This is a genomic window from Sphingobacterium deserti (assembly GCF_000757725.1).
Taxonomy (GTDB): domain Bacteria; phylum Bacteroidota; class Bacteroidia; order Sphingobacteriales; family Sphingobacteriaceae; genus Sphingobacterium; species Sphingobacterium deserti.
In genome coordinates this window covers 67,631-87,442 of record NZ_JJMU01000032.1, presented here as the reverse complement: position 1 = coordinate 87,442, position 19,812 = coordinate 67,631, and the positions used below count along the sequence as shown (strand labels likewise).

32 protein-coding genes are annotated in these 19,812 nt (G+C 41.1%); all 32 read right to left on the bottom strand.

Annotated features, from left to right (window positions below; genetic code table 11):
• Positions 1-79 precede the first annotated feature (79 nt).
• Complete coding sequence (gene rpsD, locus DI53_RS10835; protein WP_037498984.1) at positions 80-688, bottom strand: 30S ribosomal protein S4; 609 nt, start codon at positions 686-688, stop codon at positions 80-82.
• A 66-nt stretch (positions 689-754) separates the two neighbouring features.
• Positions 755-1,144, bottom strand: a complete 390-nt coding sequence (gene rpsK / locus DI53_RS10830) for a 30S ribosomal protein S11 (RefSeq protein ID WP_037498983.1) — start codon at positions 1,142-1,144, stop codon at positions 755-757.
• A 10-nt stretch (positions 1,145-1,154) separates the two neighbouring features.
• Positions 1,155-1,532 carry a 30S ribosomal protein S13 gene (gene rpsM, locus DI53_RS10825; protein ID WP_037498980.1) on the bottom strand — a complete coding sequence of 126 codons (378 nt, stop codon included), beginning with the start codon at positions 1,530-1,532 and terminating at the stop codon, positions 1,155-1,157.
• Between the two features lie 31 nt (positions 1,533-1,563).
• Positions 1,564-1,680, bottom strand: coding sequence for a type B 50S ribosomal protein L36 (ykgO, locus tag DI53_RS19855; RefSeq protein ID WP_013665024.1), 117 nt, complete (start codon positions 1,678-1,680; stop codon positions 1,564-1,566).
• Positions 1,681-1,726: 46 nt separating this feature from the next.
• Positions 1,727-1,945, bottom strand: coding sequence for a translation initiation factor IF-1 (gene infA / locus DI53_RS10820; RefSeq protein WP_002997456.1), 219 nt, complete (start codon positions 1,943-1,945; stop codon positions 1,727-1,729).
• A 73-nt stretch (positions 1,946-2,018) separates the two neighbouring features.
• Positions 2,019-2,801, bottom strand: a complete 783-nt coding sequence (gene map, locus DI53_RS10815; protein WP_037498978.1) for a type I methionyl aminopeptidase — start codon at positions 2,799-2,801, stop codon at positions 2,019-2,021.
• 3 nt (positions 2,802-2,804) lie between these two features.
• On the bottom strand, positions 2,805-4,151 hold the full coding sequence (gene secY / locus DI53_RS10810) for a preprotein translocase subunit SecY (RefSeq protein ID WP_037498976.1): 1,347 nt from the start codon (positions 4,149-4,151) through the stop codon (positions 2,805-2,807).
• Positions 4,152-4,157: 6 nt separating this feature from the next.
• On the bottom strand, positions 4,158-4,604 hold the full coding sequence (gene rplO, locus DI53_RS10805; RefSeq protein ID WP_037498974.1) for a 50S ribosomal protein L15: 447 nt from the start codon (positions 4,602-4,604) through the stop codon (positions 4,158-4,160).
• Between the two features lie 110 nt (positions 4,605-4,714).
• Complete coding sequence (gene rpmD / locus DI53_RS10800; RefSeq protein WP_037498972.1) at positions 4,715-4,894, bottom strand: 50S ribosomal protein L30; 180 nt, start codon at positions 4,892-4,894, stop codon at positions 4,715-4,717.
• Positions 4,895-4,899: 5 nt separating this feature from the next.
• A complete protein-coding gene (gene rpsE, locus DI53_RS10795) occupies positions 4,900-5,418 on the bottom strand; it encodes a 30S ribosomal protein S5 (RefSeq protein ID WP_037498970.1) in 519 nt (172 codons plus the stop codon).
• Positions 5,419-5,430: 12 nt separating this feature from the next.
• Complete coding sequence (gene rplR / locus DI53_RS10790) at positions 5,431-5,781, bottom strand: 50S ribosomal protein L18 (protein WP_037498968.1); 351 nt, start codon at positions 5,779-5,781, stop codon at positions 5,431-5,433.
• A gap of 5 nt (positions 5,782-5,786) precedes the next feature.
• Positions 5,787-6,341, bottom strand: a complete 555-nt coding sequence (rplF, locus tag DI53_RS10785) for a 50S ribosomal protein L6 (protein WP_037498965.1) — start codon at positions 6,339-6,341, stop codon at positions 5,787-5,789.
• A gap of 23 nt (positions 6,342-6,364) precedes the next feature.
• Positions 6,365-6,763 carry a 30S ribosomal protein S8 gene (rpsH, locus tag DI53_RS10780; RefSeq protein ID WP_037498961.1) on the bottom strand — a complete coding sequence of 133 codons (399 nt, stop codon included), beginning with the start codon at positions 6,761-6,763 and terminating at the stop codon, positions 6,365-6,367.
• Between the two features lie 142 nt (positions 6,764-6,905).
• On the bottom strand, positions 6,906-7,175 hold the full coding sequence (rpsN, locus tag DI53_RS10775; RefSeq protein WP_037498958.1) for a 30S ribosomal protein S14: 270 nt from the start codon (positions 7,173-7,175) through the stop codon (positions 6,906-6,908).
• Complete coding sequence (gene rplE, locus DI53_RS10770) at positions 7,168-7,737, bottom strand: 50S ribosomal protein L5 (RefSeq protein WP_037498956.1); 570 nt, start codon at positions 7,735-7,737, stop codon at positions 7,168-7,170. Before rplE ends, rpsN begins: the two co-directional genes overlap by 8 nt.
• Complete coding sequence (gene rplX, locus DI53_RS10765) at positions 7,737-8,078, bottom strand: 50S ribosomal protein L24 (protein WP_037498954.1); 342 nt, start codon at positions 8,076-8,078, stop codon at positions 7,737-7,739. The genes rplE and rplX overlap by 1 nt, the downstream gene beginning before the upstream one ends.
• 2 nt (positions 8,079-8,080) lie before the next feature.
• Positions 8,081-8,449: a 50S ribosomal protein L14 gene (gene rplN / locus DI53_RS10760; protein ID WP_037498951.1), complete on the bottom strand. Its 369-nt coding sequence runs from the start codon at positions 8,447-8,449 to the stop codon at positions 8,081-8,083.
• Positions 8,449-8,703: a 30S ribosomal protein S17 gene (gene rpsQ, locus DI53_RS10755; RefSeq protein WP_037498947.1), complete on the bottom strand. Its 255-nt coding sequence runs from the start codon at positions 8,701-8,703 to the stop codon at positions 8,449-8,451. The genes rplN and rpsQ overlap by 1 nt, the downstream gene beginning before the upstream one ends.
• 12 nt (positions 8,704-8,715) lie before the next feature.
• Positions 8,716-8,937, bottom strand: a complete 222-nt coding sequence (gene rpmC, locus DI53_RS10750; RefSeq protein WP_037498944.1) for a 50S ribosomal protein L29 — start codon at positions 8,935-8,937, stop codon at positions 8,716-8,718.
• Positions 8,938-9,032: 95 nt separating this feature from the next.
• Positions 9,033-9,455: a 50S ribosomal protein L16 gene (gene rplP / locus DI53_RS10745; protein WP_037498941.1), complete on the bottom strand. Its 423-nt coding sequence runs from the start codon at positions 9,453-9,455 to the stop codon at positions 9,033-9,035.
• Between the two features lie 59 nt (positions 9,456-9,514).
• Positions 9,515-10,315, bottom strand: a complete 801-nt coding sequence (rpsC, locus tag DI53_RS10740; protein ID WP_037498938.1) for a 30S ribosomal protein S3 — start codon at positions 10,313-10,315, stop codon at positions 9,515-9,517.
• Positions 10,316-10,327: 12 nt separating this feature from the next.
• A complete protein-coding gene (rplV, locus tag DI53_RS10735) occupies positions 10,328-10,759 on the bottom strand; it encodes a 50S ribosomal protein L22 (RefSeq protein ID WP_037498935.1) in 432 nt (143 codons plus the stop codon).
• Positions 10,760-10,766: 7 nt separating this feature from the next.
• Positions 10,767-11,033: a 30S ribosomal protein S19 gene (gene rpsS, locus DI53_RS10730; RefSeq protein WP_037498931.1), complete on the bottom strand. Its 267-nt coding sequence runs from the start codon at positions 11,031-11,033 to the stop codon at positions 10,767-10,769.
• Complete coding sequence (gene rplB / locus DI53_RS10725) at positions 11,033-11,860, bottom strand: 50S ribosomal protein L2 (protein WP_037498927.1); 828 nt, start codon at positions 11,858-11,860, stop codon at positions 11,033-11,035. Before rplB ends, rpsS begins: the two co-directional genes overlap by 1 nt.
• A gap of 6 nt (positions 11,861-11,866) precedes the next feature.
• Positions 11,867-12,157: a 50S ribosomal protein L23 gene (gene rplW, locus DI53_RS10720; RefSeq protein WP_037498924.1), complete on the bottom strand. Its 291-nt coding sequence runs from the start codon at positions 12,155-12,157 to the stop codon at positions 11,867-11,869.
• 1 nt (position 12,158) lies between these two features.
• The gene (gene rplD / locus DI53_RS10715; RefSeq protein ID WP_037498922.1) at positions 12,159-12,788 is read right to left on the bottom strand and encodes a 50S ribosomal protein L4; all 630 of its coding nucleotides are present in this window, start codon (positions 12,786-12,788) and stop codon (positions 12,159-12,161) included.
• Positions 12,789-12,793: 5 nt separating this feature from the next.
• Positions 12,794-13,411 carry a 50S ribosomal protein L3 gene (rplC, locus tag DI53_RS10710; protein ID WP_037498919.1) on the bottom strand — a complete coding sequence of 206 codons (618 nt, stop codon included), beginning with the start codon at positions 13,409-13,411 and terminating at the stop codon, positions 12,794-12,796.
• Between the two features lie 368 nt (positions 13,412-13,779).
• Positions 13,780-14,139 (bottom strand): CoA-binding protein, encoded by a 360-nt coding sequence (locus tag DI53_RS10705; RefSeq protein WP_037498917.1) that lies wholly within the window; start codon positions 14,137-14,139, stop codon positions 13,780-13,782.
• Positions 14,140-14,151: 12 nt separating this feature from the next.
• Positions 14,152-15,339, bottom strand: a complete 1,188-nt coding sequence (locus tag DI53_RS10700) for a serine hydrolase domain-containing protein (protein ID WP_052072342.1) — start codon at positions 15,337-15,339, stop codon at positions 14,152-14,154.
• 208 nt (positions 15,340-15,547) lie between these two features.
• Positions 15,548-17,206: a pyruvate dehydrogenase complex dihydrolipoamide acetyltransferase gene (locus DI53_RS10695; RefSeq protein ID WP_037498911.1), complete on the bottom strand. Its 1,659-nt coding sequence runs from the start codon at positions 17,204-17,206 to the stop codon at positions 15,548-15,550.
• A gap of 45 nt (positions 17,207-17,251) precedes the next feature.
• Complete coding sequence (pdhA, locus tag DI53_RS10690) at positions 17,252-18,247, bottom strand: pyruvate dehydrogenase (acetyl-transferring) E1 component subunit alpha (protein WP_037498909.1); 996 nt, start codon at positions 18,245-18,247, stop codon at positions 17,252-17,254.
• A 146-nt stretch (positions 18,248-18,393) separates the two neighbouring features.
• Positions 18,394-19,782, bottom strand: a complete 1,389-nt coding sequence (gene hisS, locus DI53_RS10685) for a histidine--tRNA ligase (RefSeq protein ID WP_037498906.1) — start codon at positions 19,780-19,782, stop codon at positions 18,394-18,396.
• Between the last annotated feature and the right edge of the window lie 30 nt (positions 19,783-19,812).

Sequence of the window (19,812 nt, the reverse complement as noted above, 5' to 3'; positions counted from 1 at the left end):
AAAAGTTTTTATTAATAACGTAAAACATAACAAAAGTAAGCGCAATTCTGTGAAGAATTCCGCTTACTTCAGTTACTTATTATTTAGAGTACAACTCTACGATTAAATTCTCTTTAATGTTTTCAGGGATGTCTGCTCTTTCAGGGAAAGTAACAAATGTACCTTGTAATTCATTCGCATTCCACTCTAACCAATTGAATTTGTTGATCTTTCTTCCTTCAACAGAAGTAGAAATCGCTTCTAGAGATTTCGAGCGCTCGCGAACCGCGATTACGTCACCAGGACGTAAGCTATATGATGGAATGTTAACAACTTCGCCGTTAACTGTAATATGCTTGTGGGATACCAACTGACGTGCTCCTGAACGTGTTGGCGCGATACCTAAACGGTAAACAACGTTATCTAAACGAGCCTCCAATAATCTTAAGAAGTTCTCACCAGTGATACCTTGTTTTGCAGAAGCTTTACCGAACAATGTACGGAATTGACGCTCCAACACACCGTAAGTGTATTTCGCTTTTTGTTTTTCTAACAACTGAATTGCATATTCAGATTGCTTACCTCTTCTTTTAGAAGGACCATGTTGTCCTGGAGGATAATTCTTTTTTTCTAATGCCTTATCAGGTCCAAAAATTGGTTCTCTGAATTTACGAGCTATTTTGGACTTAGGTCCTGTATATCTTGCCATTTTTCTTTCTGTTTGAAGTATCTGTCAGCCTATAGCTGGAGAATCTTATCTTAAACAATAAACTAATTAAACTCTTCTGCGTTTTGGAGGACGACAACCGTTGTGTGGAAGTGGAGTGATATCTTTAATGGTAGTCACATCGATTCCAACAGTTTGTAACGTACGGATAGCTGACTCACGTCCAGCGCCCGGACCTTTTACAAAAACCTCAACTTTACGCAAACCCAAATCATGAGCAACTTTACCACAATCGTTAGCGGCTTGACCTGCTGCATATGGTGTGTTCTTTTTAGAACCTCTGAAGCCCATTTTACCAGCTGAAGACCAAGAAATTGTTTGTCCTTGATTGTTTGTCAACGTGATGATGATGTTGTTAAAGGTAGCGTTGATATGAGCTTGACCAACAGGCTCGATAACGACGATACGCTTTTTAGTAACCTTTTTACTCTTAGCCATTTCTTATTTATTATTTAGTAGCTTTTTTCTTGTTTGCAACTGTTTTACGTTTACCTTTACGAGTACGCGTATTGTTTTTAGTGCGTTGACCACGAACTGGTAAATGCTTACGGTGACGTAGACCACGGTAACATCCAATATCCATTAAACGCTTGATGTTCAATTGAACTTCTGAACGCAATGCGCCTTCAACCTTAACTTCTTCGTTAATGATGGTACGAATAGCTGCTAATTGATCATCGTTCCATTCCGAAACCTTTACGTCTTCACTGATACCTGCTTTTTCCAAGATATAAGCAGCAGTAGAACGACCGATACCGAATATGTAGGTAAGGCCAATAACGCCTCTTTTGTTTTTAGGTAAATCTATACCTGATATCCTTGCCATAGTATACTTTATGCGTTTATTTGATTCTTAATTAGCCCTGACGTTGCTTGAACTTAGGGTTCTTTTTGTTGATTACAAAAACTTTACCTTTGCGACGAATGATCTTACAATCCGCGCTACGTTTTTTTATAGATGCTCTAACTTTCATTGTATTAATATTTTAAAAGCTGTGAATAGAGAAAAAGACAAGCCGCCTATTTATAACGGTATGTAATTCGCCCCTTTGTTAAATCGTATGGAGACATCTCCAACTTCACCTTATCACCAGGAAGAATTTTGATGTAATGCATGCGCATCTTACCGGAAATATGCGCGATAATCTCGTGCCCATTCTCCAATTCTACCCGAAACATGGCGTTAGAAAGTGCTTCCCTAATTATACCGTCTTGTTCTATTGAGGCTTGTTTAGCCATATGCTCTAACTTAATTTACATTTTAGCCTGCACAAACAGGAGTGCAAAGATAAATAAAAATATTGAAAACCAATTACTTTTTATCCAAAACTTTCTCGACATGCTCGAACGTAAGCAACACATCCGGCTCGCCTTTACGAATAGCAACCATCTGCTCAAAATGCGCTGACAGCTTGCCATCAATCGTACTCACCGTCCAACCATCATCCCAAAATTTCACTCCCGCTTTTCCGGCATTGATCATAGGCTCGATACAGATGACCAAACCTGTCTCCAGTTTTGGACCTGCACCACGTTTCCCGTAGTTCGGAACCTCCGGCTTCTCATGTAAATGTAAACCGACACCGTGTCCTACCAATTCCCGAACGATACCGTAGTTGAACGGTGCAACGTGCTCCTGAACGGCAGACGATATATCGCCAACACGCTTGCCGGCGACAGCTTGCTCCACTCCTTTAAATAAAGAAGCTTTAGTCACGTCCAAAAGCTGTTGCGCTTCGGCGGAAATTTCACCCACACCGAACGTGTATGCTGAATCGCTGATAAATCCGTTAAGATTCACACCACCATCCACCGACACTAAATCGCCGTCTTTGATCACATAATCGCTTGGAAACCCATGGACGATCTGGTCATTTACGGAAATACAAAGTGAATAAGGAAAGCCGTGGTAATTTAGAAACGCAGGTGTGCCGCCATGATCATGGATGTAATCGTAAGCTAGTTTATCTAAAGATAAGGTGGTTATGCCTGGCTTTATTTCCTTTGCTATCTCAGCAAGCAATAACGAGAGTACATTTGCTGACTCTCGTATTTGCTCGATTTGATCTTCTGTTTTATAATAAACTTTAGACATTTATTAAATTGCTGATTGATCGATTCCTTCAACCGGAGCCGCTGTTGAGCGCCCCTTTACTCTACCAGTCTTCATCAAGCCATCGTAATGACGCATTAATAAATGACTTTCGATTTGCTGAAGTGTATCTAAAACAACACCCACTAAAATCAACAATGAGGTACCTCCATAAAAATGTGCAAACTGGTTGTTCACACCAAGCTTACCCGCTAGTGCTGGCATAATTGCGATGATAGCAATAAATATAGCGCCAGGGAAAGTAATTCTGGAAATGACATTATCGATGAAGATATTGGTGTCGTAACCTGGCTTAATACCAGGGATAAAACCGCCGTTTTTCTTCATATCCTCAGACATTTGCTGCGGATTAACCATTATGGCTGTATAAAAGAACGTGAAAGCGATAATAAGTACCGCAAACGTCACGTTATATGCAACCGATGTATAGTTACTTAATGAAGCTAAAAAGTCAGACTGTAAATTTGGAAAAAACTGCGATAAAGCCATTGGTAAAAACATGATCGCTTGTGCAAAGATGATTGGCATAACCCCAGCGGCATTCACTTTTAAAGGAATGTACTGACGAACACCACCCACTTGCTTGTTTCCGACAATTTTCTTTGCATACTGTACGGGTACTTTACGAATCCCCTGTACAACAAGAATTGCAAAAATCACAACGAAGAACAACGCCACGAATTCCAAAAGCAATGGAATCGGACCGCCACCGCTAGGACTCATCCGCGATCCCCATTCGGCAACAATGCCGGCTGGCAATTGCGCGATGATACCCGCCATGATGATCAACGAAATACCATTCCCGATTCCTTTATCCGTAATTTTTTCACCGAGCCACATCACAAACAAAGTACCTGCAGTCAAAACAATAGCAGAAAGAACGGTAAACAAAGGCTCAGCAAGCGTCTTAGCTTCCGCCGGAACTTGTGTCTTGACATAAGCAACAGCTTGAACCAACGTGATGGCCAATGTTAGGTAACGCGTAATCTGGTTCATTTTTTTACGACCAGATTCACCTTCTTTTTGCATCTTTTGAAACGCAGGAACCGCAATCCCCAATAACTGAACAACGATAGACGCAGAGATGTAAGGCATCACGCCCAAAGCAAATATTGCCGAGCGCGAGAACGATCCTCCGGCAAACATATTGATCAAATCTAATATGCTATTACCATCGTTACCCTTAGCGCCTAATGCATCGGGATTGACACCTGGTAAAACCACGTGACAACCGATACGATAGATTAGAAGAAGTAGTAAAGTCGTAATAATACGATTACGTAAATCTTCGATTTTCCAAATATTGGTTAAGGTTGTGATTAGTTTCTTCATGTAGTATTAAAGTTTTACGATAGAACCACCTGCAGCTTCTATAGCTTTTTGTGCTGAAGCAGAAAACGCGTGTGCGCTTACTTCAACTTTGGCTGTAAACTCGCCACGACCTAAAATCTTGATCAAGTCATTTTTAGAAGCTAGGCCATGCGTACGTAATGCCTCGAAATCGACGACTGTCAAATTGAATTTCTCTACCAATGCTTGAAGAACATCTAAGTTTACACCTACGTATTCTACACGGTTGATATTTTTGAAACCAAATTTAGGCACACGACGTTGCAAAGGCATTTGACCACCTTCGAAACCAATTTTCGTCGATGTACCTGAACGTGAACCAGCTCCTTTGTGACCACGAGTAGATGTACCACCACGGCCAGAACCTTGACCCCTACCGATACGTTTTTTGCTTTTTACGGAACCTTTAGCTGGTCTTAAATTACTTAAATTCATTTTGTTTAAGATTGTGTTACGCCTTCGCTCTCACTAAACAGGTCGTAACGATTAAAAATAGAAATATAAAACGGATATGGAAAGCATCGTCAGACACTTTCCATATCGTATTAGATAGTTTCGATAGCTACTAAGTGGTTCACTTTTCTAACCATACCAATGATGGCTGGAGTAGCTTCAATCTCTACCGAATGATTGATCTTTTTCAATCCCAATGCTTCGATAGTTTTCTTTTGGCGCTCGCTTCTGTCGATAACGCTCTTTATCTGGGTGATTTTAATTTTTGCCATGATAATTAACCGTTAAATACTTTGTTTAAATCGACGCCGCGGTTCTGTGCAACTGTATAAGCATCACGAAGGCTGCCCAATGCATCAATCGTAGCTTTCACAACGTTGTGTGGATTGGATGAACCTAAAGATTTCGCTAATACGTCTTTGATACCAGCACTTTCTAGGACAGCACGCATTGCGCCACCTGCAAGTACACCTGTACCATGGACAGCTGGTTGAACCAAAACGCGTCCGCCAGAATATTTACCATACTGCTCGTGAGGAACAGTACCGTTGATGATAGGAACTTTGATTAGGTTTTTCTTAGCGTCATCGATACCTTTCGTGATCGCTTCTGTAACCTCTTTCGCTTTTCCTAGACCGTAACCTACGATACCATTTTCATCACCAACAACTACGATAGCGGAGAAGCTGAAGGTACGACCACCTTTAGTTACTTTCGCTACGCGTTGAATACTAACTAAGCGATCTTTCAATTCAATCTCGCTTGATTTTACTCTTTTTATATTGCTTAATGCCATGTTTTTTCTTGATTAAAAGTCTAAACCGCCCTCGCGAGCACCTTCAGCCAATGATTTTACACGGCCATGGTACAAGTACCCATTACGGTCAAAAACTACTTTGCTAATTCCTGCTGCTACAGCTTTCTCTGCAACTAATTTACCAACGGCTTTAGACTGCTCAATCTTCGTTCCTGATGCTGCAAAATCTTTTGCGTTCGAAGATGCAGAAACTAATGTTTTGCCGTTTAAATCGTCGATAATTTGTGCGTAGATGCCTTTATTGCTTCTGAAAACAGATAACCGTGGACGTTCAACCGATCCAGCAAGGTTCTTTCTGATTCCTTTTTTGATTCGCTCTCTGCGAGATGTTTTATTTGCCATGGTTATTATTTTTTAGCTGATTTACCTGCTTTTCTTCTCAATACTTCACCCGCAAACTTAACACCTTTACCTTTGTATGGCTCTGGCTTACGGAAGCTACGGATTTTTGCTGCAACCTGTCCGATCAATTGCTTATCCGCAGATTCCAAAATGATCGTAGGGTTTTTACCTTTTTCAGCTGTAGTTGATACTGTAATTTCCTTTGGCAATACGAAAACAATCTGGTGAGAGAAACCTAGGGTTAGCTCTAAAGTATTACCGTTGTTTGAAGCACGGTAACCCACACCCACTAATTCTTGCGTAGTTTTGTAACCTTCTGTAACACCTACAACCATGTTATTGATCAAGGCGCGGTACAATCCATGTAATGCTTTGTGTTTCTTTTGTTCAGTAGGACGTGTTACGACTACATTACCTTCTTCCTGTTGGATGGTAATGTCACGATCTACTTGTTGTGTTAGTTCGCCCTTTGGTCCTTTCACTGTAACCAGATTTTTATCTGATACAGAAATCGTTACTCCCGAGGGAATAGCGATAGGCGCTTTTCCAATTCTTGACATTTCTTCTGTGTTTTTTACCTAGATTAATAAACGTAACATAAAACTTCGCCACCTACATTTTGTACGCGGGCTTCTTTATCTGTCATAACACCCTTAGATGTTGACAAGATAGCAATACCCAAGCCGTTCAAAACGCGAGGCATGTCTCCTACACTTGCATACTTTCTTAAACCAGGTTTACTCACACGTGTCAATGTGCGAATAGCCGGAATTTTGCTAACTGGATGGTATTTCAAAGCAACTTTGATTGTGCCTTGTGGACCATTTTCTTCGAATTTGTAGTTAGCAATGTAACCTTTGTCAAAAAGAACTTTTGTGATCTCTTTTTTAAGGTTCGATGCAGGAATTTCAACAACCCTGTGGTTGGCCTTAATGGCATTCCTTACTCGTGTAAGGTAATCCGCTATTGGATCTGTATTCATTAGATATTTAAATTATGACAATGGTTTCCTGAACTAACCTAACTTCCGGACCTGTTGTCTGTACATAAAATTTGCAATACGAAAAAAACCCGATAAACCCTCAGCGGGTTTATCCGGGCAAAAGTAAAAGTTTTTTTTCTGATTACCAAGAAGCTTTTTTCACTCCCGGGATCTTTCCGTCTAAGGCCATCTCACGAAATGTAACACGTGAAATACCAAATTGACGCATATATCCTCTTGGACGACCAGTCAATTTACAACGGTTGTGTAAACGTACTGGTGAAGCATTCTTTGGTAATTTATCTAAAGCTGCATAATCACCTGCCTCTTTTAAAGCGGCACGTTTCTCAGCAAACTTAGCTACCAATTTTTGACGCTTTACTTCGCGTGCTTTTAATCCTTCTTTAGCCATTGTTGTTTGTGTTTTGATTTTTGAACGGTAAACCGAATTGTTTCAATAACTCCAATGCTTCGATGTCATTACCTGCTGAAGTTACAAAAGTAATATCCATACCCTGAATCTTGTTGATTTTATCAATGTTGATTTCTGGGAAGATGATTTGCTCTGTGATACCAAGGTTATAATTACCTCTTCCGTCGAAACCTTTATCGTTGATACCGCGGAAATCACGGATACGAGGCAACGATACAGAGATCAAACGATCTAAGAACTCATACATGTTGTTGTCACGCAAAGTAACACGTGCACCAACTGGCATACCTTTACGCAATTTGAAGTTAGAGATATCTTTTTTGGACTTGGTTGCAACAGCTTGCTGACCTGTGATTGTAGTTAGCTCCGTGATAGAAGCATCAATCAACTTTTTGTCTGCTGTAGCTGCACCCACACCTTGGGATACTACAATTTTCTCCAGTTTAGGAACTTGCATAACGCTTTTATACTGGAATTTATCTTTAAGCGCTGTACGGATTTCCTCCGCGTATTTCGCTTTTAATCTTGGTACGTAAGTCATTATTTAATTTCCTCCCCTGATTTTTTTGCGTAACGAACAATTTTACCATCCGCATTAACCCGGCGACCAACACGAGTAGGTTCTCCTGTTTTTGGGTCGATCAAAGCTAAATTAGAGATCGTGATTGCAGCTTCTTTCTCGATGATACCACCATTAGGATTAGCTGCGCTAGGTTTAGTGTGTTTTTTAACGATGTTAGCGCCTTCTACGACAGCTCTATTCGAGTCCACCAAAATTTGCAATACTTTTCCTTGCTTGCCTTTGGAGTTACCAGCGATAACTTTCACTAAATCACCTTTTTTGATTTTGATTTTGTGAGTTGTTTTTGTTTTCTGTGCCATAATTATAAAACCTCCGGTGCTAGTGATACAATCTTCATGAACTGCTTCTCACGTAACTCACGAGCTACTGGCCCGAAAATACGCGTTCCACGTGGTTCATCATTATTATTCAACAATACTGCTGCGTTATCATCGAAACGAATATAAGAACCATCTTTACGACGGATTTCTTTTTTCGTCCGAACCACAACTGCTTTAGAAACGGATCCTTTTTTTACGTTTCCTGAAGGGATAGCGCTTTTCACGGTAACAACAATCTTATCACCGATAGATGCATAACGCTTGCGCGTACCGCCCAATACACGGATTACTAAAACTTCTTTAGCTCCTGAGTTGTCGGCCACATTTAATCTTGATTCCTGTTGTACCATTATTTAGCTCTTTCTAAAATTTCAACTAATCTCCAGTTCTTTGTCTTACTCAGCGGACGAGTTTCCATGATTAATACCGTATCGCCGATACCGCAGGTATTAGTTTCGTCATGAGCTTTAAATTTAGTAGTTTTTTTAACGAACTTACCGTAGATAGGGTGCTTAACTTTACGTTCAACCGTTACTACGATAGACTTGTCCATCTTGTTGCTAACTACTAAGCCGATTCTTGTTTTTCTTAATTTTCTTTCCATTTCGACTTGCTTTTACGCCTCAGAGGCTGTTTCTTGTGATTTAGCTTCGTTTTTACGCTTAGAAATCTCTGTCGCGATACGCGCGATGTTTCTGCGCGCAGCTTTGATGACATTAGGGTTCTCTACAGCAGAAACAGCATGTGCAAATTTCAACTTGTTGAGGGCAGCTTTCTCTTCTTTAAGACGTGCTGTTAGCTCCTCTTGTGATAATTCGATGATTTCTGAATTTTTCATTTTCTTTCAGTGTTATGCTGGGTTATCAATTCTGTTTATAAAGTGCCTTGTGGGTAACGGCCACAAGGCTAAACTATTGACATTACCAACGATTTTTATGCTTCTACGTAATCTCTACGTATAACAAACTTAGTTTGAACCGGCAATTTTTGAGCAGCTAAACGCAATGCTTCTTTGGCAATTTCCAAAGGCACACCTTCTGCTTCAAATAACATGCGGCCCGGGCGCACTACCGCTACCCAGTATTCTGGAGCACCTTTACCTTTACCCATACGTACCTCTGCAGGCTTCTTGGTAACAGGCTTGTCAGGGAAAATACGGATCCACACTTGACCTTCACGTTTCATATAACGTGTTACGGCGATACGTGCTGCCTCAATCTGGCGACTCGTGATCCATGCTGGCTCCATTGACTTGATACCGAAAGAACCGAAAGCTAAATCCGCTCCACGAGAAGCGTTACCTTTCATGCGGCCTTTCTGCATCTTTCTGAACTTTGTTCTTTTTGGCTGTAACATGTTCGTATTTTATTTAATTCACCTCAACGGCGAACATCTGTTGTAATCTATTAAACTTATTATCCTCTGTTTGCACCACCGCGGTTATTTCCGCCACGGTTGTTGTTGCCGCCACGGTTATTTCCGCCACGTCCACCTTTACGGTTATCACGCTCACGACGTTCGCCGCCAGCTTCGTTTCCGCCACGTGTTTTCGTGTTTGATGTTTGGCCGATGTTTGGAGATAGATCACGTTTACCGTAAACCTCACCTTTACAGATCCAAACTTTAACACCGATTTTACCGTAAGTGGTCAATGCTTCTGCAAGTGCATAATCGATATCAGCACGCAATGTGTGCAAAGGAGTTCTTCCTTCTTTGTACTGCTCAGTACGTGCCATTTCAGCACCACCCAAACGACCAGAACACATTACTTTAATACCTTCAGCACCCATACGCATTGTCGACGCGATAGTTGTCTTCATCGCACGACGGAATGAAATACGTGCCTCTAGTTGTTTAGCGATACCTTCTGCTACCAGTTTCGCATCAAGCTCTGGGCGTTTGATCTCAAAAATGTTGATTTGAACATCCTTTTTAGTCAGTTTCTTCAACTCTTCTTTGATCTTGTCAACTTCTTGACCACCTTTACCGATTACGATACCTGGACGTGCAGTGTGGATAGTTACCGTGATACGCTTTAACGTTCTTTCGATAACAACTTTTGCTACACCACCTTTTGCAATACGTACAGAAAGATATTTCCTGATTTTTTCGTCCTCAACTAACTTATCAGAATAGTTGTTGCCTCCGAACCAGTTAGAATCCCATCCTTTGATGATACCTAATCTGCTACCTATTGGATTTGCTTTTTGTCCCATTCTTATTCTAAATTAGTTGTTTACGTTGTTTAAACTATCTACTACCAAGGTTACGTGGTTTGAACGTTTACGAATTCTATATCCACGACCTTGAGGAGCTGGACGCAATCTTTTCAATTGACGACCACCACCAACAGATATCTCTTTTACAAACAAAGCGCTGTTTTCCAAAGATGCACCTTCGTTGCTAGCTTCCCAGTTCTTAATTGCTGATAATAACAATTTTTCAACACGAGCAGCTGCTTCTTTACCTGTGTGCTTCAAGATGTAAAGAGCGGTCTCTACTTTCTCACCACGGATAAGATCTACCACTAAACGCATTTTACGAGGCGAAGTAGGGCAGTTCAATAACTTGGCAGTAGAAGCTCCTCCTACTTGAGCTTTTTCCTGCTCTTTGCGCTGTCTGATTAGGACAGATTTCTTAAGTTTTTTTGTTGCTTCCATTACCTAATTATTTTTTCTTTTCTGCGTGGCCTTTGAATGTACGCGTAGGCGCAAATTCACCAAGCTTGTGACCAACCATATTCTCCGTTACATAAACAGGAATAAATTTGTTCCCGTTGTGCACTGCGAAGGTATGGCCAACAAAATCAGGTGAAATCATTGATCTACGTGACCAAGTTTTGATTACTGATTTTTTGTTTGTTTCATTCATAGAAAGAACTTTTCTCTCTAAGTTGTGATCGATATAAGGACCTTTTTTAATTGAACGAGCCATTATTTTTTCCTTCTCTCAATGATGTAACGATTCGATGTTTTCTTCTTGTAGCGTGTTTTGAAGCCTTTAGCTAACACACCTGTGCGTGAGCGAGGGTGACCTCCGGATGTACGGCCTTCACCACCACCCATAGGGTGATCGACAGGGTTCATGGCAACACCACGAACGCGAGGACGACGACCTAAGTGGCGCTTACGACCTGCTTTACCTAACACTTGGTTTGCTTTCTCAGCATTAGATACTGAACCAATCGTCGCAACACAAGTTAATAAGATCATACGAGTCTCGCCTGAAGGCATTTTGATGATGGCATACTTACCGTCACGAGCAGACAACTGTGCATATGTTCCTGCAGAACGCGCAATTGATCCACCTTGACCCGGATTCAACTCAATATTGTGAATGATCGAACCAAGAGGAATATTTGCTAATGGTAAAGTATTACCAACTTCTGGGGCTACTGATTCGCCTGCAACAACTGTTTGACCAACTGTTAAGCCAGCTGGAGCAACAATGTAACGTTTCTCACCATCTGCGTAGTGCAACAAAGCAATACGTGCAGTACGATTTGGATCATACTCGATAGTAGCAACTTTTGCAGGGACATCTTTTTTATCGCGTTTAAAATCAATCAATCGGTATGATTTTTTGTGTCCCCCACCGATGTAACGCATAGTCATTTTACCGGATTTATTACGTCCGCCTGATCTTTTATTGCTTCCTACTACTAACGACTTTTCAGGGACGTTTGTAGTAACATCAGAATAGTCTGCACCTACTCTGAAACGCGTACCAGGGGTAACCGGTTTGAATCTTTTAACTGCCATTTCTTATTATAGTGTACTGTAAAAGTCAATAGTTTCGCCATCTTTCACCGTGATGATGGCTTTTTTATACTTAGGGCTTCTTCCAGAAACGAAACCGGCTTTCGTGTAACGGCTTTTTGCTTTACCAGCTACAACCGCCGTGTTTACTGCTAATACAGTTACACCGAACATTTCTTCAACAGCTTGTTTGATCTGGATCTTGTTAGCTCTGTGGTCAACTTTGAAAGAGTAACGGTTTAATTTTTCCGTTAACAACGAAGCTTTCTCAGTCAAAATAGGTTTTTTAATAATTTCCATATTACTTAGCGAATGCTTCCTCCAAAGTTTTAACAGAATCTGCAGTTAACAAAAGTTTTGTAGCGTTCAACACATCGTAAGTGTTCAAATCTGATGCTGCGATCACTTTTGCTTTCTTCAAGTTTCTGCTTGATAAATAAACATTGTTATCGTATGCTGGCAAAACCAATAATGTTTTCTCGTCAGCTACGTTCAACGCGTTGATCAAAGACACATAGTTTTTAGTTTTGATGGATTCGAAGTTTACTTCGTCCAACACTAAAATGTTGTTTTCTTGTGCTTTGTAGCTCAATGCTGATTTACGCGCTACTTGCTTTAATTTTTTATTCAATTTAAAGCTGTAGTCACGCGGTTGAGGACCGAATACACGACCACCACCGTTAAACAATGGAGATTTGATAGAACCCGCACGAGCCCCACCTGTTCCTTTTTGTTTGTGTAATTTGCGCGTAGAACCCGCGATTTCATTACGTTGTTTAGATTTGTGAGTTCCTTGGCGTTGGTTCGCTAGGTATTGTTTCACATCCAAATAGATCGCATGGTCGTTAGGCTTTACACCGAATACTGACTCAGGCAGTTGCACCTTGGCACCTGTTTCTTTACCTGATAAATTTAATACGTTAACTTCCATCTCTACTATTTGTCTACGATTACATATGAACCTTTAGCTCCTGGAATGGAACCACTAACAACAATTAGGTTTTGATCCGCGTAAACTTTCAAAATTTGTAAATTCTGAACTTTTACTCTTTCACCACCTGTACGACCCGCCATGCGCATTCCTTTGAATACACGTGAAGGCCAAGAAGAAGCACCCAATGAACCTGGAGCACGTAGTCTGTTGTGCTGACCGTGAGTCGCACCACCTACACCACCAAATCCGTGACGCTTCATTACACCTTGGAAACCTTTACCTTTGGAAGTACCAACTACGTCTACGTACTCGCCTTCAGCAAAAATAGTTACATCCACGATGTCACCTAGTTGTTTCTCATCCTCGAAAGTTTTGAACTCAACTAGTTTACGCTTAGGAGTCACGCCCGCTTTCGCGAAGTGTCCTTTTAAAGGCGCTGTCGTATTCTTTTCCTTAGCATCATCATAGCCAAGTTGAAGAGCCGCATAGCCATCCTTCTCTACCGTACGTATATGCGTTACCACGCACGGCCCAGCCTCAATTACTGTACAAGGGATATTCTTCCCTTCCGCATCGAACAGGCTGGTCATTCCTACTTTTTTACCAATAATTCCTGACATGTTATAAATAAATTAATTAAACGTCCTTCGAAGCAGTAGGGCTTCGCTCAAGACACAATTCCCCCTAAGGGATTGCAAAGGTAAAAAAGTTTTTTGTAACTATCAAAGAGTTAGTGGATTATTTTTCAATTTGTTTAGGTGGAGCAATTTTGATAATAAAGACTCTACAGCTTTCCAGGTTATATTAATTCGATAGGGTTCCAACTTTAACTATTTCATGAAATACAGTTTATATTGGCAGTGGAGGTATCGCTACGGGATTGAGAGATTTTCATTTTGCCGCTTCACAATCTCTATTCAGGAAGAATACAAAATCACCTAACCGTTATAGCGATAAGGTGATTTTATATAGCGTTAATATGCTTACGTTAATACTGCCCTGTGTTTAACATTACTAATGTACAGGCCTCGATGCTTTCAATTCCTGCATCATTTAACTTTGAACGCAGCTCTTCATTTTCCGTACCTGGATTAAAAATAACGCGTTTAGGCTTCGTCTGCAAAATATAGTCGTAATAAGGCGGTTGATTTTGCGGCCCCACATATAGCGTTATCGTATCAATATCATCATATGGGGTTTGCATCTCCTCAATTTCTACGCCGGCAACCTTCCCTACTTTACGTCCAATATTTACAATTTCATGTCCCTTCCTGACCAACTTATTGGCAACCAAATAAGAATATCTTGCCGGATTTGTGCTGGCTCCTAATATCAGTGTCCTTTTCATAACTTCTGTGAATTAATTAACGATAAAATCGCCGTTTGCATTGTAGGCGTTTTGTCTCAAAATAGGCATTTTTAAGATCTTATACAAGTCATCTAGCTTCACGAGGCTACCATTCGCCATATTTGAAAGCAATACAATCGTGATATCATCCGTTAAGTCACGCACATATAGATTCCTGAATCCATGCCACCAACCTGTATGGTATACAATTTGTGCTTCTTTTGGAGAGAAAGTACGCCACCCATACCCGTAGCTGAATAAACTCCGCTTAGCATCGCTACGTGGCACATATGCAGAGTCTAGCAACGCTTTATCTAAAACACGCCCTTCCTTAAGTGCAATATCTAACAGAAACAAATCCTGCACGGTGCTGTAAATACCTTTATCACCGACAGGGCCATCCAAAAAGTTTTGTACTACCGATCTTCTCCACACTTTATCGTGACCGATCACATCTGTAGGGATTTTCTCGTATACCGCCTTTGATAATACCGCGGTGTGTTTCATTCCGGCCGGATCGAATACCGTCTCTTTCATGTACACGCCGAAATCTTGACTTGTAATTTTTTCAATAATGGAGGCAAGCACCATAAAGTTGGAGTTATTGTATAGAAAACGTCCGTCTGGCGCGCCATACCGAGCCGGCTTATGCTGCGTCAAGAGGCTCATCGCATCCATATTACTCATAGGCTTCTTCTTATCTGGCCATACATCCTCCGCAAAATAAACGTAATTGGGTAAGCCACTGCGATGGGAAAGCAACATCTTCATAGTGACACCCGGATACGGAAAATCTGGAAAAAAATCGTTCACCGTTTGATCCAAGGTAAGCTTCTTATTCTCCACCAGTTTTAATATCCCTATAGCTGTTAACGGTTTGGAAAGGGAAGCCAACTCAAACTTGGAATGAATATTCAGACTGTCTTTCAACAGATAGTCTGCCCAGCCGAACGTATTTTGATACAGAATTTTTCCTTTCTTCGCTACTAACACAGCTCCGTTAAAGGCTGATTTTTTATGCAGATTTTGCATAAAAGCATCTATTTCCTTATCCGCCTTGGTCGGGTCGTAAACTAATGAAATACTATCCTTCTCTCCCTGTTTTTGTATAATTTCTTTTTGTTTTGCTTCTGGCGAGGAACAGCCTAGCAAACCCGCTATTGTCGCAAAATATAATGCGCCGAAAAATCTCAATCTCACTATTTATCTTTTGAATATATCGTTCGTAGTATGTATCTATCTATTTTTCCAAAATAGCACTTATTAACAGAAAAATCAATAAAAAATTATTTTGATATAGGGTATGGCGAATGAATGAAGTCTTATGCATGAGTGGCAAAAAACACTTGAACATAAAATAAAAAAGCACTTTGGAAATCCAAAGTGCTTTAAAAATATGTTTTAAAGGTTACGCCAATAAGCGAATCGGAGCTTCTAGCAAACCTTTCAATGTTTGAAGGAAAGCAGCACCTGTAGCACCATCTACTACACGGTGATCGCAACCTAATGTCAATTTCATGATGTTACCCGGAACAATTGCGCCGTTTTTGACAACCGGAATTTGTTGAATAGCACCGACAGATAGAATCGCACCATCTGGTGAGTTGATAATTGAGGTGAATTCATCAATACCAAACATGCCTAGATTAGATACCGTGAAAGTCGACCCTTCCCAATCAGCAGGTTGCAATTTCTTCGCTTTTGCTTTTTGACCATATTCCTTCACTTCCGCAGAAATGTGGGATAATGATTTACCATCTGCGAAGCGAACGACAGGCACTAGCAAACCATCTTCTACAGCCATAGCCACACCTACGTTCACATGCTCGTTGAATCGAATTTTATCACCTCTCCACGATGAGTTTACAGCAGGGTGTTGCTTCAATGCTACGGCAACAGCTTTGATGACGATATCGTTGAAAGATACTTTCACAGGAGCCACGGTATTGATTTGTCCGCGAGCCTCCATAGCATTATCCATATCGATAGAAATCGTTAGGTAGAAATGTGGCGCTGTGAACAACGACTCACCTAAACGACGAGCGATTGTTTTACGCATTTGCGAAATACCTTGCTCTGTATATTTTTCTTCACCAATATATTGCGGTAAAGTAATCGATTTTGTTTCCGTAGCCGGTGCAGATGACGTGGCTGCTGCCTTAGGAGCTTCTGCTTTTTCTGCAGGTTTAAAGCCTTCAACATCTTTTTTCACGATACGACCGCCATCAGCAGATCCTTTTACATCGTTCAAATTGATACCTTTATCTTTGGCGATCTTACGAGCCAAAGGCGATGCTTTTACACGTGCATCATCATCTTCACTCGTCGTCGTAGCTTCCGCCTTATTTTCTTCTTTTGCAGCAGGTTTATCTTCGCTCTTCGTTTCCGTTTGCGCCTTCTTAGCGGATCCAGATTTTTGATTTAACAAAGGTGTTACATCTGTACCTTCAGGACCAACGATTGCAATAATATCATTCACTTTTGCTGCCTGTCCAGCTTCAACACCGATATGTAACAACGTGCCATCTGCATAGGCTGTAACTTCCATGGTTGCTTTATCCGTTTCCACATCTGCTATAGCATCATCAGACTTAATGGTATCGCCTACTTTGAAGTTCCATTGTGCGATAACACCTTCTGTCATGGTGTCACTTAATAAAGGCATTGTGATAACAGTACAGTCTAAATCCTCTGCTGAAACAGACTCGTCGCCGGAACCAGCATCTTCATCTGTATCCTCTTCTTTTGATTCTGGGGCTTTTTCTTCCTTCGCATCTTCTTTAGCTGCAGGAGCGTCTCCTCCGTCTAACAATGCCTGGTAGTCTTCACCTTCCTCGCCCAAAACAGCGATCACAGCATCAATAGCAACTGCTTCACCCTCTTTGGGTCCGATATACAACAAGGTTCCTTCTTGGTAAGATTCGAAATCCATTGTTGCTTTATCTGTTTCAACTTCAGCGATCAAATCGCCAGAGTTTACCTTATCACCGACTTTTTTGTGCCATTTAGCGATTACACCTTCGGTCATGGTGTCGCTCATTTTCGGCATTCTTACTACTTCAGCCATTTGTTATAGTAGATTATATCTTTAAGTTAAAGTAATTCCGTATAATTAGTCCATTATGAATGGATAATCCTCCTGAACATAGACGTCTTTGTAGATCTCAGAAGCATCTGGGTAATCTGATTCTTCCGCGAATTTAACTGACTCGTCAACGATCTTTTTGATTTCCGCATCTACTTCTGCAAACCATGCATCATCTGCATATTTGTTTTCTACGATGGCTGCCTTAGTTGACAATAAAGGATCTCTTCCTTTGAATTCTTCCAATTCTTCCTTTGTACGGTATTTTGCCGGATCTGACATCGAGTGTCCTTTATAGCGGTAAGTACGGATTTCAAGGAAAGTAGGCCCCTCACCTGCACGTGCGCGCTGAACAGCTTCGTCCATTGCATTGTGCACAGCGACAACGTCCATACCATCTACTGGCGCACTTGGCATATCAAAGCCATGACCCATTTTATAGATATCCATCATATTTGTCGTACGCGCTACGGAAGTACCCATAGCATATCCGTTGTTCTCACAAACAAAGATAACTGGCAATTTCCATGTCATCGCCATATTCAAGGTCTCGTTGAATGCACCTTGACGCACAGCTCCATCACCCATATAACAAACGTTCACATTGGTATTACCCAAATACTTCTCTGCGAAAGCGATTCCGGCGCCCAATGGAATTTGACCACCGACGATACCGTGGCCACCCATCATTTTATGCTCTTTCGAGAAAAAGTGCATCGAGCCACCCTTACCTTTTGAACAGCCTGTGATTTTTCCAAACATCTCAGCCATACAAGCATTGGCAGAAACACCTTTTGCTAATGCATGTGCGTGATCTCTGTAAGCAGTAATAACGGAATCTTCGGCTCCAATAACAGACATCGTGCCTGCCATGACAGCCTCTTGTCCGATATATAAGTGACAAAAACCACGAATTTTTTGTTGCCCGTAGAGCTGTCCTGTCTTCTCTTCGAACTTACGCATAAGCAGCATAGATTTATACCACTCTAGATATGTTTCTTTTGTTATAGGTGTTGAACTCATTTTAAAGTATTGAATTTCTTTACTAATACGACCACAAATCTAATCATTTATAACGATATTTCAGATAAAATATAGCTACGAAATAGGGCTTTTTTGTCAAAATAATGTTTCTCGGATAACGCTTTTATCCATCGTACTAGGGCGATTTAGATTTCATTTTTTAGAAACATCACTAATTCCTCCAGCCGCATCTTCACCTGTTCGCCGGTTTTCATATTTTTTACCGATAAATCGCCGGAGGTCACTTCTTCATCGCCCACTAGCAATACATAGGGAATGTGCTTATCATCCGCATAGCTCATCTGCTTTTTTAATTTCACAGCCGTTGGATAGAGTTCAGCGGCAATACCTTGCGCGCGCAAATCCGCCAGCAAACGAAGCGTGTATTTCTCTATATTTTTATCAAAGTTTATAATGAGGATTGCCGTGGATAAATCAGCGGATGAAGGGAACAGGTTCAATTCTTCTAGCACATCGTAAATTCGATCGGCACCAAAAGAAACGCCCACACCCGTTAAATCTTTCCATCCAAACATGCCTGTCAAATCATCATAACGGCCGCCGCCACCAATGCTACCCATCGCCACCTCGTTGGTTTTTACCTCGAAAATACAACCGGTGTAGTAATTCAGCCCCCGAGCCAGCGTGATATCCACTTCCACTCGGCTACGCAACAAATCTGTGGCGCCAAACGACTCCAAGTACGCAAAAACCTCTTCTATCTCGGCAATGCCTGCCAATCCTTGACTCGACGATTGCAGGACAGATTTTAGCGCAGCGAGCTTCTGCACATTATTACCTTCTAGTAGAATTATCGGTTTAAGTACATCCAAATCCTCGTTAGTAAAACCACGTTCCAAAAGCTCTTTATTCACGCCATCTAAGCCTATTTTATCAAGCTTATCAATAGCCACGGTCATATCTACGATCAGCGACGGTTTACCAATTACTTCGGCAATACCCGACAGAATTTTCCGATTATTGATCTTAATCGTGAAGTCTTGCAAACCTAAAGCGGAAAGTGCTTCATTATAAATTAATACAAATTCCGCTTCGTTAAGTAAAGAGGGCGATCCAACCACATCGACGTCACATTGAAAAAACTCTCGATAACGTCCACGTTGCGGACGGTCGGCACGCCACACCGGTTGAATCTGAAACCGTTTAAAAGGAAGCGTTAATTCGTGTTGGTGCATCACCACGTAGCGTGCGAAAGGTACGGTCAAATCATAGCGCAAGGCCTTCTCTGATATATGCTTGATCAAGCTGTTAGCGTTCCTGCTGTCCAACAATTCGGTTGGCGCTTTGGCAAGGTAATCACCTGAATTTATAATTTTGAAAATCAACTTATCGCCTTCTTCACCGTATTTACCGGTTAGTGTAGATAGATTTTCGAATGAAGGAGTTTGAATTTCACTGTATCCGAATTTTTTGAAAACAGCTTTCAAGGTGTTGAAAATATGGTTCCGCTTTTCCATCTCCCGGGGAGAAAAATCGCGCGTTCCTTTAGCTAACGAAGGTTTGATATTTGCCATACGGCAAAGGTAATATATACGAATGAAATG

Bases quoted from the DNA above. Each gene is read 5' to 3' on its own strand.
- rpsD (WP_037498984.1), bottom strand. From the start codon at position 688: ATGGCAAGATATACAGGACCTAAGTCCAAAATAGCTCGTAAATTCAGA.
- rpsK (WP_037498983.1), bottom strand. From the start codon at position 1,144: ATGGCTAAGAGTAAAAAGGTTACTAAAAAGCGTATCGTCGTTATCGAG.
- rpsM (WP_037498980.1), bottom strand. From the start codon at position 1,532: ATGGCAAGGATATCAGGTATAGATTTACCTAAAAACAAAAGAGGCGTT.
- ykgO (WP_013665024.1), bottom strand. From the start codon at position 1,680: ATGAAAGTTAGAGCATCTATAAAAAAACGTAGCGCGGATTGTAAGATC.
- infA (WP_002997456.1), bottom strand. From the start codon at position 1,945: ATGGCTAAACAAGCCTCAATAGAACAAGACGGTATAATTAGGGAAGCA.
- map (WP_037498978.1), bottom strand. From the start codon at position 2,801: ATGTCTAAAGTTTATTATAAAACAGAAGATCAAATCGAGCAAATACGA.
- secY (WP_037498976.1), bottom strand. From the start codon at position 4,151: ATGAAGAAACTAATCACAACCTTAACCAATATTTGGAAAATCGAAGAT.
- rplO (WP_037498974.1), bottom strand. From the start codon at position 4,604: ATGAATTTAAGTAATTTAAGACCAGCTAAAGGTTCCGTAAAAAGCAAA.
- rpmD (WP_037498972.1), bottom strand. From the start codon at position 4,894: ATGGCAAAAATTAAAATCACCCAGATAAAGAGCGTTATCGACAGAAGC.
- rpsE (WP_037498970.1), bottom strand. From the start codon at position 5,418: ATGGCATTAAGCAATATAAAAAGAGTAAAATCAAGCGAGATTGAATTG.
- rplR (WP_037498968.1), bottom strand. From the start codon at position 5,781: ATGGCAAATAAAACATCTCGCAGAGAGCGAATCAAAAAAGGAATCAGA.
- rplF (WP_037498965.1), bottom strand. From the start codon at position 6,341: ATGTCAAGAATTGGAAAAGCGCCTATCGCTATTCCCTCGGGAGTAACG.
- rpsH (WP_037498961.1), bottom strand. From the start codon at position 6,763: ATGAATACAGATCCAATAGCGGATTACCTTACACGAGTAAGGAATGCC.
- rpsN (WP_037498958.1), bottom strand. From the start codon at position 7,175: ATGGCTAAAGAAGGATTAAAAGCACGCGAAGTAAAGCGTCAAAAATTG.
- rplE (WP_037498956.1), bottom strand. From the start codon at position 7,737: ATGACTTACGTACCAAGATTAAAAGCGAAATACGCGGAGGAAATCCGT.
- rplX (WP_037498954.1), bottom strand. From the start codon at position 8,078: ATGGCACAGAAAACAAAAACAACTCACAAAATCAAAATCAAAAAAGGT.
- rplN (WP_037498951.1), bottom strand. From the start codon at position 8,449: ATGGTACAACAGGAATCAAGATTAAATGTGGCCGACAACTCAGGAGCT.
- rpsQ (WP_037498947.1), bottom strand. From the start codon at position 8,703: ATGGAAAGAAAATTAAGAAAAACAAGAATCGGCTTAGTAGTTAGCAAC.
- rpmC (WP_037498944.1), bottom strand. From the start codon at position 8,937: ATGAAAAATTCAGAAATCATCGAATTATCACAAGAGGAGCTAACAGCA.
- rplP (WP_037498941.1), bottom strand. From the start codon at position 9,455: ATGTTACAGCCAAAAAGAACAAAGTTCAGAAAGATGCAGAAAGGCCGC.
- rpsC (WP_037498938.1), bottom strand. From the start codon at position 10,315: ATGGGACAAAAAGCAAATCCAATAGGTAGCAGATTAGGTATCATCAAA.
- rplV (WP_037498935.1), bottom strand. From the start codon at position 10,759: ATGGAAGCAACAAAAAAACTTAAGAAATCTGTCCTAATCAGACAGCGC.
- rpsS (WP_037498931.1), bottom strand. From the start codon at position 11,033: ATGGCTCGTTCAATTAAAAAAGGTCCTTATATCGATCACAACTTAGAG.
- rplB (WP_037498927.1), bottom strand. From the start codon at position 11,860: ATGGCAGTTAAAAGATTCAAACCGGTTACCCCTGGTACGCGTTTCAGA.
- rplW (WP_037498924.1), bottom strand. From the start codon at position 12,157: ATGGAAATTATTAAAAAACCTATTTTGACTGAGAAAGCTTCGTTGTTA.
- rplD (WP_037498922.1), bottom strand. From the start codon at position 12,788: ATGGAAGTTAACGTATTAAATTTATCAGGTAAAGAAACAGGTGCCAAG.
- rplC (WP_037498919.1), bottom strand. From the start codon at position 13,411: ATGTCAGGAATTATTGGTAAAAAAGTAGGAATGACCAGCCTGTTCGAT.
- DI53_RS10705 (WP_037498917.1), bottom strand. From the start codon at position 14,139: ATGAAAAGGACACTGATATTAGGAGCCAGCACAAATCCGGCAAGATAT.
- DI53_RS10695 (WP_037498911.1), bottom strand. From the start codon at position 17,206: ATGGCTGAAGTAGTAAGAATGCCGAAAATGAGCGACACCATGACCGAA.
- pdhA (WP_037498909.1), bottom strand. From the start codon at position 18,247: ATGAGTTCAACACCTATAACAAAAGAAACATATCTAGAGTGGTATAAA.
- hisS (WP_037498906.1), bottom strand. From the start codon at position 19,782: ATGGCAAATATCAAACCTTCGTTAGCTAAAGGAACGCGCGATTTTTCT.